This window comes from Marmoricola sp. OAE513 (assembly GCF_040546585.1).
Classification (GTDB): Bacteria; Actinomycetota; Actinomycetes; order Propionibacteriales; family Nocardioidaceae; genus Marmoricola.
The window spans coordinates 3,652,927-3,669,375 of sequence record NZ_JBEPOC010000001.1 but is presented as its reverse complement, the minus strand read 5'-3'; the positions used below and the strand labels follow the sequence as shown (position 1 = coordinate 3,669,375).

The following is a 16,449-nucleotide window of genomic DNA, read 5'->3' as shown; positions in this document are numbered from 1 at the left end:
CCTCAGCCGAGAGCGGCCGGGTCGACCTCCACCCGCAGGTGGGTCTCCTTGCGGGCCGAGCGCTGCGCCTGCAGGGCCACCAGCGCTGCCGAGAGGTCCGTGCCCGCGGCCCGCGGGACCCGGATGACGTAGCGCACCTCGTCGCCCCGATCGCCGGGGACCTCGACCGGGCCGAGCACCTCGGCACCCTCGGGCAGGGCCCCGGGAACACCCAACGTCGTCAGGGCGGCCTCGACCTGGTCCCCGGGGCCGGAGACCACCGCCACCCGGGAGGCAGGCGGCAGGTGCGCCTCCCGACGTTCGTCGATCTCCCGTGCGGCGAACCCGGCCGGGTCCCAGCGCACGAGCGCCTGCATCGAGGCGCGGGCGGGGTCGCCGACCGCGAGGATCCGGCCGCCGTCCGGGCGGACCAGCGCTGCGGCGTTGAACCAGCGCCGCAGCGCCTCTTCCTCGGCTCGGAGGTCCGAGCGCGCGAGCAGCAGCCAGGTGTCGAGCAGCACGACCGCGGCGTAGCCGTCCGCAGCAGGCGGTTCGGCACCCGGCGTCGCGACCACGATCGCCGGGCGTGCTGCGACCCCGGACAGCACCCGCTCGCCCGAGGACGTCTGCACCGGCACCGACGGGAAGGCGCGACCCAGCTCCTCCGCGGTACGCCGGTCACCGAGCACCGGGGCGCGCAGGCCGCGGCCACCGCACTCCGGGCAGCTCCAGGCGACAGCGGCCGTCCCGCACCAGGTGCAGGTCGGTGGTGCGTGGGCCGCCGAGATCGTCAGCGGCCCGTGGCACACCGAGCAGCCGGCCGGTGTCCGGCAGGTGTCGCAGGCGAGGCGGGTCGCGTAGCCCGAGCGCGGCGTCTGGACCAGGACGGGGCCGTGCACGAGCGCCTCCCGCAGGACGTCGAAGACCTCCCGCGGCAGGCGGCGGGACCGGGCACCCGGGTCGCGCTCGAGATCGAAGTCCGAGTCGCCGGTGATGCTGGCGGCCACTCGGGACCGGAGCGCAGCCCGCGGCAGGGCGACCTCCTGGGCCCAGCCGCTGCGCACCAGGTACTCGGCCTCGACGCTCCGGGCGTGCGCGGCCAGCAGGGCTGCAGCACCGCTGCGCTGCGCACGCACGAGCAGGACCTCACGGGCGTGCGGGTAGGGCGCGCGCGGCTCGGAGTACAGGTCGTCGCCGTCGTCCCAGAGCGCCACCAGGCCGAGGTCGTGCACCGGAGCGAACGCTGCCGCGCGGGTGCCGATGACGATCTTGACGGCTCCACGAGACACCGCGAGGAAGGCGGCGTACCGCTTGGACGGACCGGCGTCCGCCGTCAGTACGACGTGCCGCCCCGCGCCGAGCCGGGCTGCCAGGACGGCGTCGAGACGCGCGACGTCGCGTACGTCGGGCAGGCAGACCAGGGCCCCGCGCCCGGAGACTGCGGTCGCGACCACGGCCTCGGCGAGGACGGCGAACGGGTCGTCGCCCGGCCCCACGCTCCACACGACCCGGGGGCTCCCACCGGCGGCCAGGGCGCCCAGTGCTTCGGCTCCCCCGCTGTACGACGACCAGGCACCCGGGTCGGGGACCGCCTCGAGCGCCGGCGCTGGCTCGCTCGGGAGCTTCTCGGTGGCGGCGTGGCGGGCCGGGACGGCCAGGCGCAGGACGTCGGAGCGGGTCCCGGCGTACCGCGCGGCGACCTCGGCGACCACCTCGGCGATCTCCGGGCTGAGCACCGGCTCGGCGCTGACCACCCGGCGCAGGTTCTGGAGCCGGCCGGTGTGGTCGGTCGTCGAGGTCCGTGCGACCACGTAGCCGTCGACGTCCTGCCCGGCGAACCGGACCTTCACCCGCGCGCCCGGGACCGCGGTCGCTGCCATGGTCGCCGGGACGCCGTAGTCGAACGGCCGGTCGAGGTGCGCCAGCGGCAGGTCGACCAGCACCCGCGCGATCGGGTCGACCTCTGCGCGAGGAACGCTCTTCTTCTCCGCGGGCGGCTTCGCCCGGCGGGCCTCGGCGCGCACCAGCCCGGGCAACGAGAGCTGCTGGTCAGCCTCGTTCTCGGGTCCGCTCGCCATGGCTGTATCCAACCAGCCACACCCGACGAAGCAACGAGCCCTCCTGGTCTCGGGGACCAGGAGGGCTCGTTTAGGAGCTGTGCGTCTCGACAGGCTCGAGACCGGGCCGTCAGATACCGGCAGCAGCCTTCAGGGCGTCGGCGCGGTCGGTGCGCTCCCAGTACAGGTCCGGGAGCTCGCGACCGAAGTGACCGTACGCCGCCGTCTGGGCGTAGATCGGGCGCTTCAGGTCCAGGTCCCGCACGATGGCGGCCGGACGCAGGTCGAAGACCTCGAGGACGGCCTTCTGGATCGCCTCGTCGGAGACGACGCCGGTGCCGAAGGTCTGGATGAAGACGCCCACCGGGGCGGCCTTGCCGATCGCGTAGGCGACCTGCGCCTCGCACCGGGTGGCCAGACCGGCCGCGACGACGTTCTTGGCGACCCAGCGCATCGCGTAGGCGGCCGAGCGGTCGACCTTGGACGGGTCCTTGCCGGAGAACGCGCCACCACCGTGGCGGGCCATGCCGCCGTAGGTGTCGACGATGATCTTGCGACCGGTCAGACCCGCGTCACCCATGGGGCCGCCGACGACGAACTTGCCGGTCGGGTTGACCAGCAGGCGGTAGCCCTCCGACGGGATGTCGAAGGTCTCCAGGATCGGGTCGATGACGTGCTTCTTGATGTCGGGCGCCAGCGTGGCGTCGAGGTCGATGCCCTCGGCGTGCTGGGTGGACAGGACGACGGTGTCGACGCGCACCGGGCGGTCGTTCTCGTCGTACTCGATGGTGACCTGGGTCTTGCCGTCGGGACGCAGGTAGTCGAGGGTGCCGTTCTTGCGGACCTCGGTCAGGCGCTCGGACAGACGCTGGGCCATCGAGATCGGGAGCGGCATGAGCTCCTTGGTGTCGTCGCAGGCGTAGCCGAACATCAGGCCCTGGTCACCGGCGCCCTGGCTGTCCAGGTCGTCCCCGGAACCCTCGACGCGGGCCTCGATGCCCTTGTCGACGCCCTGGGCGATGTCGGGCGACTGGGCGCCGATGGCGATCTGGACGCCGCAGGAGGCGCCGTCGAAGCCCTTCTCGGACGCGTCGTAACCGATGTCGAGGATCTTCTGGCGGACGAGCTGGGCGATCGGCGCGTAGGTCTTGGTGGTGACCTCACCGGCGACGACGACCAGGCCAGTGGTGATCAGGGTCTCGACCGCGACGCGGCTCTGCGGGTCGTCGGCCAGCAGCGCGTCGAGCACGGTGTCGCTGATCTGGTCGGCAATCTTGTCCGGGTGTCCCTCGGTGACAGATTCCGAGGTGAACAGACGTCCAGTCACTTGATGTCTCCTGCAGTTTCTCCAGCCCGGTCCGGGCGGGGATTTAGGGGGGATTCGGGGTATGCGCGGCAAGCGTAACCGGTTGTCCTGATGGTGAGACGGCATCTCAGGAAAATGGCTACTGATCTGGTCGTGTTTGCCTCAGCGCGCGGCGAGGAGCAGGGCGACCCGGTCCCAGATCACCTGGGCGACGGCGCTCTTGGACGCCCGCGGCACCGGGGTCGAGGATCCGTCCGCCCCGAGGACGACGGCCTCGTTCTCCTCGGACCCGAAGACCTTGCCGCCGCCGACGTCGTTGACCACGAGCAGGTCGCAGCCCTTGCGGAGCAGCTTGGCACTGGCGTGGTCCATCACGGTGCCGTTGGCGTCCCCGGTCTCGGCGGCGAAGCCGACGACGACCAGGTCGGGGTGGGGGCGGTCGTGGGCCAGGCCGGCCAGGATGTCCGGGTTCTGGGTCAGGCGGATCTCCGGCGCGCTGCCGTCCTCGGCCTTCTTGATCTTGGAGTCGGCGAAGGTCTCCGGGCGGAAGTCGGCGGGAGCAGCAGCCATCACCACGACGTCCGCCGCCCGGCTGGCCGCGACGACCTGCTCCTGCAGCTGCGCGGTGGTCTCCACGCGAACCACCTTCACCCCGGCCGGGTCGGCCAGGTTGGTGTTGGCCGCGACCAGGGTGACCTCGGCGCCACGGGCCGCGGCGGTGCGGGCCAGCGCGTAGCCCTGCAGTCCCGAGGACCGGTTGCCGAGGAACCGCACCGGGTCGAGGTACTCCCGGGTGCCGCCCGCGGAGACGACGACCTGGCGTCCGGCGAGGTCCTGGGCCTGGGCGCCCCCGCGCGCGAGCACGTCGGTGGCGAACGCGAAGATCTCGCCGGGGTCCGGGAGCCTGCCCTTGCCGGTGTCCGTGCCGGTCAGGCGCCCCTCGGCGGGTTCGATGACGAGGGCACCGCGGTCGCGCAGCGTGGCGACGTTGGCGACCGTGGCCGCGTGCTCCCACATCTCGGTGTGCATGGCCGGGGCGAAGATCACCGGGCAGCGAGCGGTCAGCAGCGTGTTCGTGAGCAGGTCGTCCGCGAGGCCGTGCGCGGCCTTCGCCAGCAGGTCGGCGGTGGCGGGCGCGACCACGACGAGGTCGGCAGTCTGACCGATCCGGACGTGCGGCACCTCGTGCACGTCGGTCCACACCTCGGTGCTGACCGGCTTGCCGCTCAGGGCGGACCAGGTCGGCGCGCCCACGAACTGGAGCGCGGCGGCGGTCGGCACGACGGTGACGTCGTGACCCGACTCGGTGAACCGCCGCAGCAGCTCACAGGCCTTGTACGCAGCAATCCCGCCGCTCACGCCGAGTACGACGTGGGGGCGGGACTGGGCGGAGGTCTCACTCATGAACGAACCTCGTCTCGACGAGCTCGACGACCGGTCGCGGAGGATCAGGCGGTTGCCTGGTCCGCGGCCTCTTCGGGGTCGATGTCCTCGCAGACGAGGAGGTCCTCGTTGATCTCGCGCATGGCGATCGAGAGGGGCTTCTCCTGGACGTGGGTGTCCACGAGCGGGCCGACGTACTCGAGCAGGCCCTCGCCCAGCTGCGAGTAGTACGCGTTGATCTGCCGAGCACGCTTGGCGCTGTAGAGCACCAGCTTGTACTTGGAGTCGGTCTTGGTCAGCAGGTCGTCGATCGGGGGGTTGGTGATCCCCAGGGCGACGGGCTGGTTACCGGACACGCTCATGCGGGCCTCTCGAGAGGAGTGAATGGGGTGATCCCGGGCGCTGACCAGGTCGAGCGGCGCCTCAGGACCGCATTAACTCTACCAACTCTTCGACCGCAGCGGGAATCGTGTGGTTCACGACCGTCACGTCGAACTCGGGCTCGGCCGCCATCTCGGCGCGTGCCGTGTCCAGGCGGCGCTCCCGTTCCGCCTCGTCCTCGGTCCCGCGACCGACCAGGCGGCGCACGAGCTCGTCCCAGGACGGCGGCGCCAGGAAGACGAACCGGGCCTCCGGCATCCGCTCGCGGACCTGCCGCGCGCCCTGCAGGTCGATCTCCAGCAGGGCCGAACGCCCCTGCTCCAGTGCCTCGAGCACAGGACCGCGCGGGGTGCCGTACCGGGCGAGCTTGTGCACCACGGCCCACTCGAGCAGGTCGTCAGCCGCGACCATCCGGTCGAACTCGGCATCGTCGACGAAGTGGTAGTGCACGCCGTCGACCTCGCCGGGGCGGGGCTTGCGGGTGGTGGCCGAGACCGAGATCCAGACCTCCGGGTGGTGCTCGCGCAACCAGGCGGTCACCGTGCCCTTGCCGACGGCGGTCGGACCGGCCAGGACCGTCAGCCGGGTCGGGGTGGCCGCGGCGGGTTCACTCACCGTCGGAGAACTCAGCGACCAGGGCCGCGATCTGCTTCGTCCCGAGCCCGCGCACGCGCCGGCTCTCGGAGATCTTGAGCCGTTCCATCAGCTGCGTCGCCCGCACCTTGCCGAGACCCGGCATCGACTGCAGCAGCTCGCTCACCCGCATCTTGCCGATGACCTCGTTGGTCGCGCCCTCCTCGAGCACGTCGGCGATGGACGCGCCCGAGTGCTTCAATCGGTTCTTCACGGCGGCACGTTCACGGCGGGAGGCAGCTGCCTTGGCGAGTGCGGCCTGGCGCTGTTCAGGCGTGAGCGGTGGCAGGGCCACGGAGAACCTCTTGTCGTGCTGGGAGAGCGGATGGCGGTGTGGAGCAATCTAGTCAGCGATGCTCATCACCCGCAACGCAGTGGGGAAAACCGAGACAGTCCCCCGCTGCTGTGAGTCGCGAGACGTGGTGCAGCGCAAGGCGGAGGAGCGCAGGCGTCCTTCAGCGGAGCGCCAGTGGAGCGGACGTCAAGCGACGACAACGCAGCGATGTGCCGCGTATCGCGGCTCACAGGCCGAGTTGGAGCTTGCAGACGTCTTTGGCCTGTTGCTCGATGCCGGCAGCTGCACCGGCGACGTCGTCCTGGGCCAACCGGTCGGCAGCAGCAGCGATGATCGCCTGATCCTCCTTGGTCAGACCCACCGGCGGCATCGCGTTGACGAAGTCGGTCGGCTTCAGACCGACGGCGGTGATCGCGTTGCGCAGGCCCTCGAGCGCGCTGAGGAAGCTCTGCCACTCGTCCTGGAGGTCGTCCGGAGCGACCTTCTCGAGCTTCTCGAGCTTCGGGATGTTGGTGACCAGCCCGAGCCCGGTGCCGTCGTCGGCAAAGATCTCCTGGTACTTCTTCATCGCCCCGCAGTACTCCTGGAACTGCTTCGGGACGCCGTCCGCGTTCTCGTCGCTGCCGCACGCGACGGGCACGACGGCGAGGACGAGGGCCGCGGCGAGCGCGGCCGGTCGGTGGCGGATTCGGAACATCACCGGGTCATCCTGCCGCAACCCGGGCGAACGACTCCGCGGCGCTCTCCACGGCGGACCGCAGGGCAGCGGCGTCCGGGCCCGCCCCGAGGATCTCGCGGGAGCTCGCCGGGAGCACCAGGTCGAGCACGTCGCCGAAGATCCGGCGGACGTCGTCCGCGGTCCCACCCTGGGCACCGATCCCCGGGACGAGCAGCGGCCCGTTGATCGCCAGGTCCACCTGGACCGCGGTCGGGTCGATCGTGGCACCGACGACCGCCCCGAAGGACCCCAGCGGCGCGGCACCGTCGTTGGCCGCCCGGAGCGAGTCGAGGACCGAGGCCGCGACGGCGCGTCCGTCCGGTTTGGTGGCGTGCTGGAACTCCGGTCCCTCGGGGTTGGAGGTCAGCGCGAGCGCGATCACGCCGGCGTTGTTGCGGCGCGCGGTCTCGATCATCGGGTCCAGGCTGCCGAAGCCGAGGTACGGGCTCGCGGTGATGCAGTCGACCGCCATCGGAGAGGACTGGTCCAGGTAGGCGTCGGCGTACGCCTGCGCCGTCGTACCGATGTCTCCGCGCTTGACGTCGAGGATCACCAGCGCCCCGGCCTCCCGGCAGAGCGCGACCGTCTCCTCGAGGACCGCGACACCGGCGGACCCGAAACGCTCGAAGAACGCCGACTGCGGCTTCACCGCGGCGGCGACCGGTCCCATCGCCTCGGCGGCCCGCAGCGCGAAGCTGCGGAGACCGTCGACCGTCTCGGTGAGACCCCAGGAGCTCAGCAGGCCGACGTGCGGGTCGATGCCCGCGCACAGCGGACCGCGGCTGTCCATGGCTGCACGGAGACGTGCTCCGAACGTCTGCTCGGGGATCGTGGTCATCGGTGCTGCTCCTTCGCGATCGCGGCGTTCAGCGTGCGCGGCCACAGAGGGCCCTCGTAGATGAAGGCGGTGTAGGCCTGGAGCAGGTCGGCTCCGGCGGCGAGCCGCTCCACCGCGTCCTCGACCCCGGCGATGCCGCCGACGCCGATCAGGGTCATGTCGCGGCCGACGCGGCCGCGCAGCAGGCGGAGGACCTCCAGGGAACGCTTGCGCAGCGGCTCCCCCGACAGGCCGCCGGCGCCTGCTCGTTCGATGGCGTCGGCGGTGGAGGTGAGCCCGGTGCGGCTGATCGTGGTGTTGGTCGCGACGATCCCGTCGAGGCCGATCGCCGTGGCGAGGTCGGCCACCTCCAGGACGTCCTCGTCGGAGAGGTCCGGGGCGATCTTGACCAGCAGGGGCACGCGACCGCGGTCCTGGGTGACCTCGTCGGCTCTCGCGCGGACGGCCTCGAGCAACGGCTGGAGCTTCGCCACCGCCTGCAGGTCGCGCAGGCCGGGGGTGTTCGGCGAGGAGACGTTGACCACCAGGTAGTCGGCGTACGGCGCCAGCAGACCGGTGCTCTTCTCGTAGTCGGCGATCGCGTCGGACTCCTCGACCACCTTGGTCTTGCCGATGTTCACACCGAGGACCGGGCCGGGGGTGCGCCCCTCAGCACGTCTCGACAGGCTGGACGCCCGGGCCTGGAGCCGACGCGCGACGACCTCGGCGCCGTCGTTGTTGAACCCCATCCGGTTGACCACGGCGCGGTCGTCGGGCAGCCGCAGCAGCCGGGGCTTCGGGTTGCCCGGCTGGGCTTCGCCGGTGACCGTGCCGACCTCGACGAACCCGAACCCGAGGGCACCGAGCGCGTCGATGCCGACCGCGTTCTTGTCGAAGCCGGCCGCCAGGCCGAGCACACCGGGGAAGTCCAGGCCCATCACCCGCACCCCGGCCCGCGCGGGCAGCACCTTCGACACCCCGCGCAACGCCGGGCCAGCCGCTCGGATCCCGGCGAACCCCGCGTGGTGGGCCTGCTCCGGGTCGACCCGGGTCAGGACCCGGTCGAAGAGGAACCGGTAGGGACCGTTCACGCGTCGCCCTCCGGACCGACGACCGAGGCCCAGTCCTGGAGCGAGCGGACGCCGATGGTGCCCGAGCGGATCGCGGCGATGCCCTGCACCGCGGCGGCCAGCCCCTGCACCGTGGTGATGCACGGCGTGCCGGTGAGGACGGCCGCGGAACGGATCTCGTACCCGTCGATGCGGGAGTCGCCGCCGCCCGTCGAACCGTGCGGGGTGTTCACGATCAGGTCGATCTCCCCGTCGAGGATCATCTGCACGGTGGTCTTCTCCCCCGCCGGCCCGGTGCCCTCGAAGTGCTTGCGCACCACGGTGGTCTCGATGCCGTTGCGCCGCAGGACCTCCGCGGTGCCCTGGGTCGCCAGGATCTCGAAGCCGTAGTCGGCCAGCACACGCGCCGGGAAGATCATCGTGCGCTTGTCCCGGTTCGCGATCGAGACGAAGACCCGCCCGGACGTCGGCAGCGCCCCGTACGCCGCGGCCTGGGACTTGCTGAACGCGCGACCGAAGTCGGCGTCGAAGCCCATCACCTCGCCGGTCGACTTCATCTCCGGCCCGAGGACGGTGTCGACGAAGCTCCCCTCCTTGGTGCGGAACCGGTTGAAGGGCAGCACCGCCTCCTTGACCGCGATCGGCGAGTCCGCGGGCAGCGTGCCGCCGTCCCCGGTCGCCGGGAGCGCACCGGACGCCCGGAGCTCGGCGATCGACTCGCCCAGCATCAGCCGGGCCGCGGCCTTCGCGAGCTGGGTGCCGGTCGCCTTGGAGACGAACGGGACGGTCCGGCTGGCGCGCGGGTTGGCCTCGATCACGTAGAGCACGTCAGCACCGAGTGCGAACTGGATGTTGATCAGGCCGCGCACCCCGACCCCGCGGGCGATGGCCTCGGTGGCCTCGCGGATCCGGGTGATCTCGGCCGCGCCGAGCGTGATCGGCGGCAGCGCGCAGGAGGAGTCGCCGGAGTGGATGCCCGCCTCCTCGATGTGCTCCATCACGCCTCCGAGGAACAGCTCGGTGCCGTCGTACAGCGCGTCCACGTCGATCTCGACGGCGTCGTCGACGAAGCGGTCCACGAGCACCGGCCGGTCGGCGCTGATCTCAGTCGCAGCGTTGATGTAGGCCTCGAGCGCAGCGTCGCTGTAGACGATCTGCATACCGCGGCCGCCGAGCACGTAGGAGGGCCGCACCAGGACCGGGTAGCCGATCTCGTGCGCGATCTCGAGCGCCTCGTCGAAGGTGACCGCCGTGCCGTGCTTGGGTGCGACCAGGCCGGCCTCGGCGAGCACGCGACCGAAGGCGCCACGCTCCTCGGCCAGGTCGATCGCCTCGGGGCTGGTGCCCACGATCGGGACGCCGGCGTCCTGCAGGCCCTGCGCGAGCCCGAGCGGGGTCTGCCCGCCGAGCGTGGCGATGACGCCGGCGATCGGGCCGGCCGCCTTCTCCGCCTCGTAGATCTCCAGCACGTCCTCGAGCGTCAGCGGCTCGAAGTACAGCCGGTCGCTGGTGTCGTAGTCGGTCGAGACCGTCTCGGGGTTGCAGTTGACCATGATCGTCTCGTAGCCGGCCTCGGCGAGCGCGAGCGAGGCGTGCACGCACGAGTAGTCGAACTCGATGCCCTGGCCGATGCGGTTCGGGCCCGATCCCAGGATGATCACGGCCTCCTTGCCCTCGGCCCGCGGACGGACCTCGGTCTCCTCGTCGTAGGAGGAGTAGTAGTACGGCGTCTCGGCCGCGAACTCCGCGGCGCAGGTGTCGACGGTCTTGAACACCGGTCGGACGCCGGCGGCGTGCCGAGCTTCCCGGACCTCGGCCTCGGACAGGCCCCGCAGCTGGCCGACCTGAGCGTCGGAGAACCCGTGCCGCTTGGCCAGGCGGAGCGTCGTGGCGTCGAGCTCGTCCGCAGCGGCGACCGCGTCGGCGACCTCCTTGATCAGGAACATCTGGTCGACGAACCAGGGATCGATCCTGGTGGCCCCGTGGATCTCCTCCTGGGTGGCGCCGGCCCGCACGGCCTGCATCAGCTTTTGGACCCGGCCGTCGTGCGGGACCGTGATGGCCTCGAGCAGGGCGGCCTTGTCCCCGGGCGTGGACGCCCACTCGAACGGGGCCTTCTTGTCCTCCAGCGACCGCAGCGCCTTGTTGAACGCCTCGGTGAAGTTGCGTCCGATCGACATCGCCTCGCCCACCGACTTCATGTGCGTGGTCAACGTGGTGTCGGCCGTCGGGAACTTCTCGAACGCGAACCGCGGCACCTTCACCACGACGTAGTCCAGCGACGGCTCGAAACTCGCCGGGGTCTCCGCTGTGATGTCGTTCGGGATCTCGTCGAGGGTGTAGCCGACAGCCACCTTCGCGGCGATCTTCGCGATCGGGAAGCCGGTCGCCTTGGAGGCCAGCGCACTGGAGCGCGAGACGCGGGGGTTCATCTCGATGACGATCACGCGGCCGTCCGCCGGGTTCACGGCGTACTGGATGTTGCAGCCGCCGGTGTCGACGCCGACCTCGCGGATGATGTCGATCGCCAGGTCGCGCAGGTGCTGGTACTCGCGGTCGGTGAGCGTGAGCGACGGCGCGACCGTGATCGAGTCACCGGTGTGCACGCCCATCGGGTCGAAGTTCTCGATGGAGCAGATGATCACGACGTTGTCGGCCTTGTCGCGCATCACCTCCAGCTCGTACTCCTTCCAACCGATGATCGACTCCTCGATCAGCACCTCGGTGGTCGGGCTGGCGGACAGGCCGGCGCCGGCGATCCGGTGCAGGTCGGCCTCGTCGTAGGCGATGCCGGAACCCAGCCCGCCCATCGTGAAGGACGGTCGGACCACGACCGGGTAGCCCAGCTCGGCGGTCGCCGTCTCGACCTCGTCCATCGAGTGGCACACGAAGCTGCGGGCGACCTCGCCGCCCACCTTCTTCACGATCGCGTTGAACAGCTCGCGGTTCTCGCCGCGGTGGATCGCCTCGAAGCTGGCGCCGATCATCTCGACGTCGTACTTCTCCAGCACACCGCTCTCGTGGGCGGCGATCGCCGCGTTGAGCGCGGTCTGCCCACCGAGGGTCGGCAGGATCGCGTCGGGACGCTCCTTCGCGATCACCTTCTCGACGAACTCCGGGGTGATCGGCTCGACGTAGGTCGCGTCGGCGAACTCCGGGTCGGTCATGATCGTGGCCGGGTTGGAGTTGATCAGGATGACCCGGAGGCCCTCCTCCTTGAGCACCCGGCAGGCCTGGGTACCGGAGTAGTCGAACTCGCAGGCCTGACCGATGACGATCGGCCCGGAGCCGATCACCAGGACGGACTTGATGTCTTCGCGCTTCGGCATCGGGTCAGGCCTTCTTGTTCTGGTGGATGAGGTCGAGGAAACGGTCGAAGAGGTAGGCCGCGTCGTGCGGGCCGGCCGCCGCTTCGGGGTGGTACTGCACCGAGAAGGACTTGAGGTTCCCGTCCGCGTCGCGCAGCTCGAGACCTTCCACGACGTCGTCGTTGAGACAGACGTGGCTGACCGTCGCCTCGCCGTACGGCGTGGAGGTCGGACCCTCCAACGGGGCGTCGACCGCGAACCCGTGGTTGTGGGCGGTCACCTCGACCTTGCCGGTGGTGCGGTCCATCACCGGCTGGTTGATCCCCCGGTGGCCGTACTTGAGCTTGTAGGTGCCGAATCCGAGCGCACGTCCGAAGAGCTGGTTGCCGAAGCAGATCCCGAAGTACGGGACCTCCCGCGATAGGGCATCCTGGAGCAGCTCGACCTGGCTGGTCGTCGCCGCGGGGTCGCCGGGTCCGTTGGAGAAGAACAGACCGTCCGGGTCGACCGCGAGGACGTCCTCGATGCTCGCCGTGGCCGGCAGCACGTGCACCTCGATGCCCCGCTCGCTCATCATCCGTGGCGTGTTGGTCTTGATCCCGAGGTCGACCGCCGCGACGGTGGCGACCTTCTCACCGACGGCCGGGACGACGTACGCCTCGGTCGTGCTGACCTCGCCGGACAGCTCCGTGCCCGCCATCTCGCCGGACGCCCGGACCCGCTCGAGCAGAGCCTCGGGGTCGGTCTCGGTGGTCGAGATGCCGACGCGCATCGCGCCGCGCTCGCGCAGGTGCCGGGTCAGTGCACGGGTGTCGACACCGCTGATGCCGACCACCCCCTGCTCGCGGAGCGCGTCGTCCAGGCTGCGCTGCGAGCGCCAGTTCGACGGCACCCGTGCGGGGTCGCGGACGACGTACCCGCTGACCCAGATGCGCGAGGACTCGGGGTCCTCGTCGTTCATCCCGGTGTTGCCGACGTGCGGGGCCGTCATGACGACGACCTGGCGGTGGTAGGACGGGTCGGTCAACGTCTCCTGGTACCCGGTCATGCCGGTGGAGAAGACCGCCTCACCGAAGGTCTCCCCCTCGGCACCGTACGCCGCGCCGCGGAAGGTGCGGCCGTCCTCGAGGACGAGGATGGCTTCGGTCGTGCTCATGCGTTACCCCTTGAGAGCTTGGAGATCGTTCGGACCCAGTCGTCGGTCTGCGGGACCGCCGTCCCGCCCTTCTTCTTGGCCGCATCCTTGAGCGTGCGGCTGGCCTCCATCCGGAAGCCCGTGCGCCAGTCGTTGCCCTCGTAGACCCAGCGGACCACCAGCAGGTCCGGCACCGACTTGCCGAGGAACTGGTCGGCCTTCGTCGCCCCGCGCAGCGCGCTCACCGGGATCCGGAACGACCCGGCCATCCGGACCACGTCGAGCGCCTCGGTCGAGAGCGAGAGCCGCGCCGAGCTCTTCGCGGCGAGCGTCTGCCCGATCACGCGCTGACCGTCGGCGTCGACGGTCCCGAGGTAGCGGGCGGCCGAGTTCAGCTTGGCCGGCGGCAGCTCGGAGACCTTCGGGATCTCGATCAGCTTGGGCACGCCGTCGGCGGCTCTGCGGAAGAGACCCATTCAGACCAGCTTCCCGTCCAGGACGGTGGCCTTGCCGCGCAGGAACGTCGCCACCACGCGGCCGGGCAGCTCCCGGCCGGCGTACGGGGTGTTGCGCGAGAGCGAGGCCATCTCGCCCGGTTCGATCGTCCGGGTCGCGGCAGCGTCGTACAGGACGACGTGGGCGGGCTCCCCCACGGCGATCGGGCGTCCGTGATCGGCGAGCCGGCCGATTCGCGCCGGAGCGTAGGACATCCGCTCGGCGACGCCGGTCCAGTCGATCGCCCCGGTGTCGACCATCGTGTGCTGGACGATCGACAGCGCCGTCTCGAGGCCGAGCATCCCGAACGCGGCGGCCTGCCACTCGCAGTCCTTGTCCTCGTGCGGGTGCGGTGCGTGGTCGGTCGCGACGATGTCGATGGTCCCGTCGGCGAGTCCGGCCCGGACCGCCTCGACGTCGGCGGCCGTGCGCAGCGGCGGGTTCACCTTGTAGATCGGGTCGTACGTCGCGGCCAGCTCGTCGGTCAGCAGCAGGTGGTGCGGGCAGGCCTCGGCCGTGACGTTCCAACCCTTCGACTTGGCCCAGCGGACGATCTCGACCGAGCCGGCGGTGGAGAGGTGGCAGACGTGCAGGCGGGAGCCGACGTGCGCGGCGAGCAGGCAGTCACGCGCGATGATCGCCTCCTCCGCGACGGCGGGCCAGCCCCGCAGGCCGAGGCGGCCCGACAGCTCCCCCTCGTTCATCTGGGCGTCCTCGGTCAGCCGCGGCTCCTGGGCGTGCTGCGCGACGACCCCGTCGAAGGCCTTGACGTACTCCAGCGCACGCCGCATCAGCACCGGGTCGGCGACGCACTTGCCGTCGTCGGAGAAGACCCGGACGCGGGCTGCGGAATCGGCCATCGCGCCGAGCTCGGCGAGCTGCTCGCCGGCCAGCCCGACGGTGACCGCCCCGACCGGGTAGACGTCGCAGTAGCCGGCCTCGCGACCCAGCCGCCAGACCTGCTCGACGACACCGGCGGTGTCGGCGACCGGATCGGTGTTGGCCATCGCGTGCACAGCTGTGAAGCCGCCGAGCGCTGCCGCTCGGGTGCCGGACTCGACCGTCTCGGCGTCCTCGCGACCCGGCTCGCGCAGGTGGGTGTGCAGGTCGACCAGGCCTGGCAGCGCGATCAGTCCGGTGGCGTCGACGACCTCGGCACCGGCAGCGTCGATCCCGCCGGTGGTCGAGCTTGCCGCGACCTCGGCGATCACGCCGTCGGCGATGAGGATGTCCGTCGGCTCGCCGCCGAGGATCGAGGCGCCCTGGAGCAGGTACTGGGTCACGCGTTGTTCTCCTCAGAGGTGGTGGTCAGGGCGGACTCGCTGCCGCCGAGCAGGAGGTAGAGCACAGCCATCCGGACGGCGACCCCGTTGGTCACCTGCTCGACGATCACCGAGCGGTCGGAGTCCGCGACGTCGGCGGTGATCTCCATGCCACGGACCATCGGGCCGGGGTGCATGACGATCGCGTGCTCCTGCAGCGCGGCCATCCGCCGGGCGTCCAGGCCGTAGCGGCGCGAGTACTCCCGTGCGCTCGGGAAGTAGGAGTCGTTCATCCGCTCGCGCTGGACGCGCAGCATCATCACGGCGTCCGCCTTCGGGAGCACGGCGTCGATGTCGTAGGAGGTCTGGACCCCCCAGGTGTCGACGCCGTACGGCAGCAGCGTCGGCGGAGCGACCAGGGTGACCTCGGCGCCCAGCGTCTGCAGCAGCAGCGCGTTGGAACGGGCCACCCGGCTGTGCAGCACGTCGCCGACGATCGCGATGCGACGGCCGTCGATGCTCCTGGTCGGTCCGGTGCCGAGGTGGCGGGTCATCGTGAACGCGTCCAGCAGTGCCTGGGTCGGGTGCTCGTGGGTGCCGTCGCCGGCGTTGACCACGGTGGACCGGGACCACCCCGCGTGGGCCAGGTTGTACGGCGCCCCCGAAGCCCAGTGCCGGCAGACGACGGCGTCGGCCCCCATCGCCTCCAGGGTCATCGCGGTGTCCTTGAGCGACTCCCCCTTGCTCACCGAGGAGCCCTTCGCGGAGAAGTTGATGACGTCGGCGGAGAGTCGCTTCGCGGCGGCCTCGAAGGACATCCGGGTACGGGTGGAGTCCTCGAAGAAGAGGTTGACGACGGTGCGGCCGCGCAGCGCCGGCAGCTTCTTGATCGGCCGGTCCGCCAGGGAGCGCATCTCCTCCGCGGTGGCGAGGATCAGGTCGGCGTCGTCGCGGGTCAGGTCGCCGGCACTGAGCAGGTGGCCGGTGCTCATCGAGCTCATCGGATCGTCACCGAGTCCTCCCCGTCGTACTCCGCCAGTCGGACCGCGACCTTCTCGCTGGTCGAGGTCGGCAGGTTCTTCCCCACGAAGTCGGCGCGGATCGGCAGGTCGCGGTGGCCGCGGTCGACCAGGACGGCGAGCCGGACCGCCTGGGGGCGGCCGATGTCGTTCATGGCGTCCAGCGCTGCGCGGATGGTGCGGCCGGAGTAGAGGACGTCGTCGACCAGCACGACGACCTTGCCGTCGATGCCGCCGGCCGGGATCGCCGTCGGCGCGAGCGCGCGGGCCGGACGCAGCCGGAGGTCGTCGCGGTACATCGTGATGTCGAGGGATCCGCTGGCCACCTCGGCGCCCTCGACCTCGGCGATGCGAGCGGCGATCCGCTGCGCCAGGTGCACGCCCCGGCTGGGGATGCCGAGCAGGACCAGGTCCTCGGAACCCTTGTTGCGCTCGAGGATCTCGTGGGAGATGCGGGTCAGCGCTCGGGCGATGTCACGAGCGTCGAGGACCGTGCGTCCTCCGGGCTGCACGTCCGTCTCCGGACCAGGGTCTGGGGTAGGCGTCATGACGCCAGACCTCCTTCTCCGCCTCACAGGACGGACCGTTAAA

At 71.0% G+C, this 16,449-nt stretch carries 15 protein-coding genes; all 15 read right to left on the bottom strand.

Annotated elements, in window-relative coordinates; translation table 11 throughout:
* Positions 1-2: 2 nt before the first annotated feature.
* Entirely contained in the window at positions 3-2,057 is a 2,055-nt protein-coding gene (locus ABIE44_RS18375) for a primosomal protein N' (RefSeq protein WP_209714261.1), read from the bottom strand.
* Positions 2,058-2,166: 109 nt separating this feature from the next.
* Complete coding sequence (gene metK, locus ABIE44_RS18370; protein WP_209714263.1) at positions 2,167-3,363, bottom strand: methionine adenosyltransferase; 1,197 nt, start codon at positions 3,361-3,363, stop codon at positions 2,167-2,169.
* Positions 3,364-3,504: 141 nt separating this feature from the next.
* Complete coding sequence (gene coaBC / locus ABIE44_RS18365) at positions 3,505-4,746, bottom strand: bifunctional phosphopantothenoylcysteine decarboxylase/phosphopantothenate--cysteine ligase CoaBC (RefSeq protein WP_209714265.1); 1,242 nt, start codon at positions 4,744-4,746, stop codon at positions 3,505-3,507.
* Between the two features lie 44 nt (positions 4,747-4,790).
* Complete coding sequence (gene rpoZ / locus ABIE44_RS18360) at positions 4,791-5,087, bottom strand: DNA-directed RNA polymerase subunit omega (RefSeq protein ID WP_209714267.1); 297 nt, start codon at positions 5,085-5,087, stop codon at positions 4,791-4,793.
* Between the two features lie 61 nt (positions 5,088-5,148).
* On the bottom strand, positions 5,149-5,721 hold the full coding sequence (gmk, locus tag ABIE44_RS18355) for a guanylate kinase (RefSeq protein WP_354438289.1): 573 nt from the start codon (positions 5,719-5,721) through the stop codon (positions 5,149-5,151).
* The gene (gene mihF / locus ABIE44_RS18350) at positions 5,714-6,034 is read right to left on the bottom strand and encodes an integration host factor, actinobacterial type (RefSeq protein ID WP_209714269.1); all 321 of its coding nucleotides are present in this window, start codon (positions 6,032-6,034) and stop codon (positions 5,714-5,716) included. Before mihF ends, gmk begins: the two co-directional genes overlap by 8 nt.
* Before the next feature lie 226 nt (positions 6,035-6,260).
* Positions 6,261-6,731, bottom strand: a complete 471-nt coding sequence (locus tag ABIE44_RS18345) for a hypothetical protein (RefSeq protein WP_209714271.1) — start codon at positions 6,729-6,731, stop codon at positions 6,261-6,263.
* Between the two features lie 7 nt (positions 6,732-6,738).
* Positions 6,739-7,590, bottom strand: a complete 852-nt coding sequence (gene pyrF / locus ABIE44_RS18340) for an orotidine-5'-phosphate decarboxylase (protein ID WP_209714273.1) — start codon at positions 7,588-7,590, stop codon at positions 6,739-6,741.
* Positions 7,587-8,660, bottom strand: coding sequence for a quinone-dependent dihydroorotate dehydrogenase (locus ABIE44_RS18335; RefSeq protein WP_209714275.1), 1,074 nt, complete (start codon positions 8,658-8,660; stop codon positions 7,587-7,589). Before ABIE44_RS18335 ends, pyrF begins: the two co-directional genes overlap by 4 nt.
* The gene (carB, locus tag ABIE44_RS18330) at positions 8,657-11,968 is read right to left on the bottom strand and encodes a carbamoyl-phosphate synthase large subunit (RefSeq protein ID WP_209714277.1); all 3,312 of its coding nucleotides are present in this window, start codon (positions 11,966-11,968) and stop codon (positions 8,657-8,659) included. The genes ABIE44_RS18335 and carB overlap by 4 nt, the downstream gene beginning before the upstream one ends.
* 4 nt (positions 11,969-11,972) lie before the next feature.
* Positions 11,973-13,103 (bottom strand): glutamine-hydrolyzing carbamoyl-phosphate synthase small subunit, encoded by a 1,131-nt coding sequence (gene carA, locus ABIE44_RS18325; RefSeq protein WP_209714279.1) that lies wholly within the window; start codon positions 13,101-13,103, stop codon positions 11,973-11,975.
* A complete protein-coding gene (locus ABIE44_RS18320; RefSeq protein WP_209714281.1) occupies positions 13,100-13,558 on the bottom strand; it encodes a PH-like domain-containing protein in 459 nt (152 codons plus the stop codon). Before ABIE44_RS18320 ends, carA begins: the two co-directional genes overlap by 4 nt.
* Positions 13,559-14,860 (bottom strand): dihydroorotase, encoded by a 1,302-nt coding sequence (locus tag ABIE44_RS18315; protein WP_209714283.1) that lies wholly within the window; start codon positions 14,858-14,860, stop codon positions 13,559-13,561. It abuts the gene before it with no gap.
* Positions 14,857-15,831 (bottom strand): aspartate carbamoyltransferase catalytic subunit, encoded by a 975-nt coding sequence (locus ABIE44_RS18310; RefSeq protein WP_209714285.1) that lies wholly within the window; start codon positions 15,829-15,831, stop codon positions 14,857-14,859. Before ABIE44_RS18310 ends, ABIE44_RS18315 begins: the two co-directional genes overlap by 4 nt.
* Positions 15,832-15,836: 5 nt before the next feature.
* Entirely contained in the window at positions 15,837-16,406 is a 570-nt protein-coding gene (gene pyrR, locus ABIE44_RS18305) for a bifunctional pyr operon transcriptional regulator/uracil phosphoribosyltransferase PyrR (protein WP_209714287.1), read from the bottom strand.
* Between the last annotated feature and the right edge of the window lie 43 nt (positions 16,407-16,449).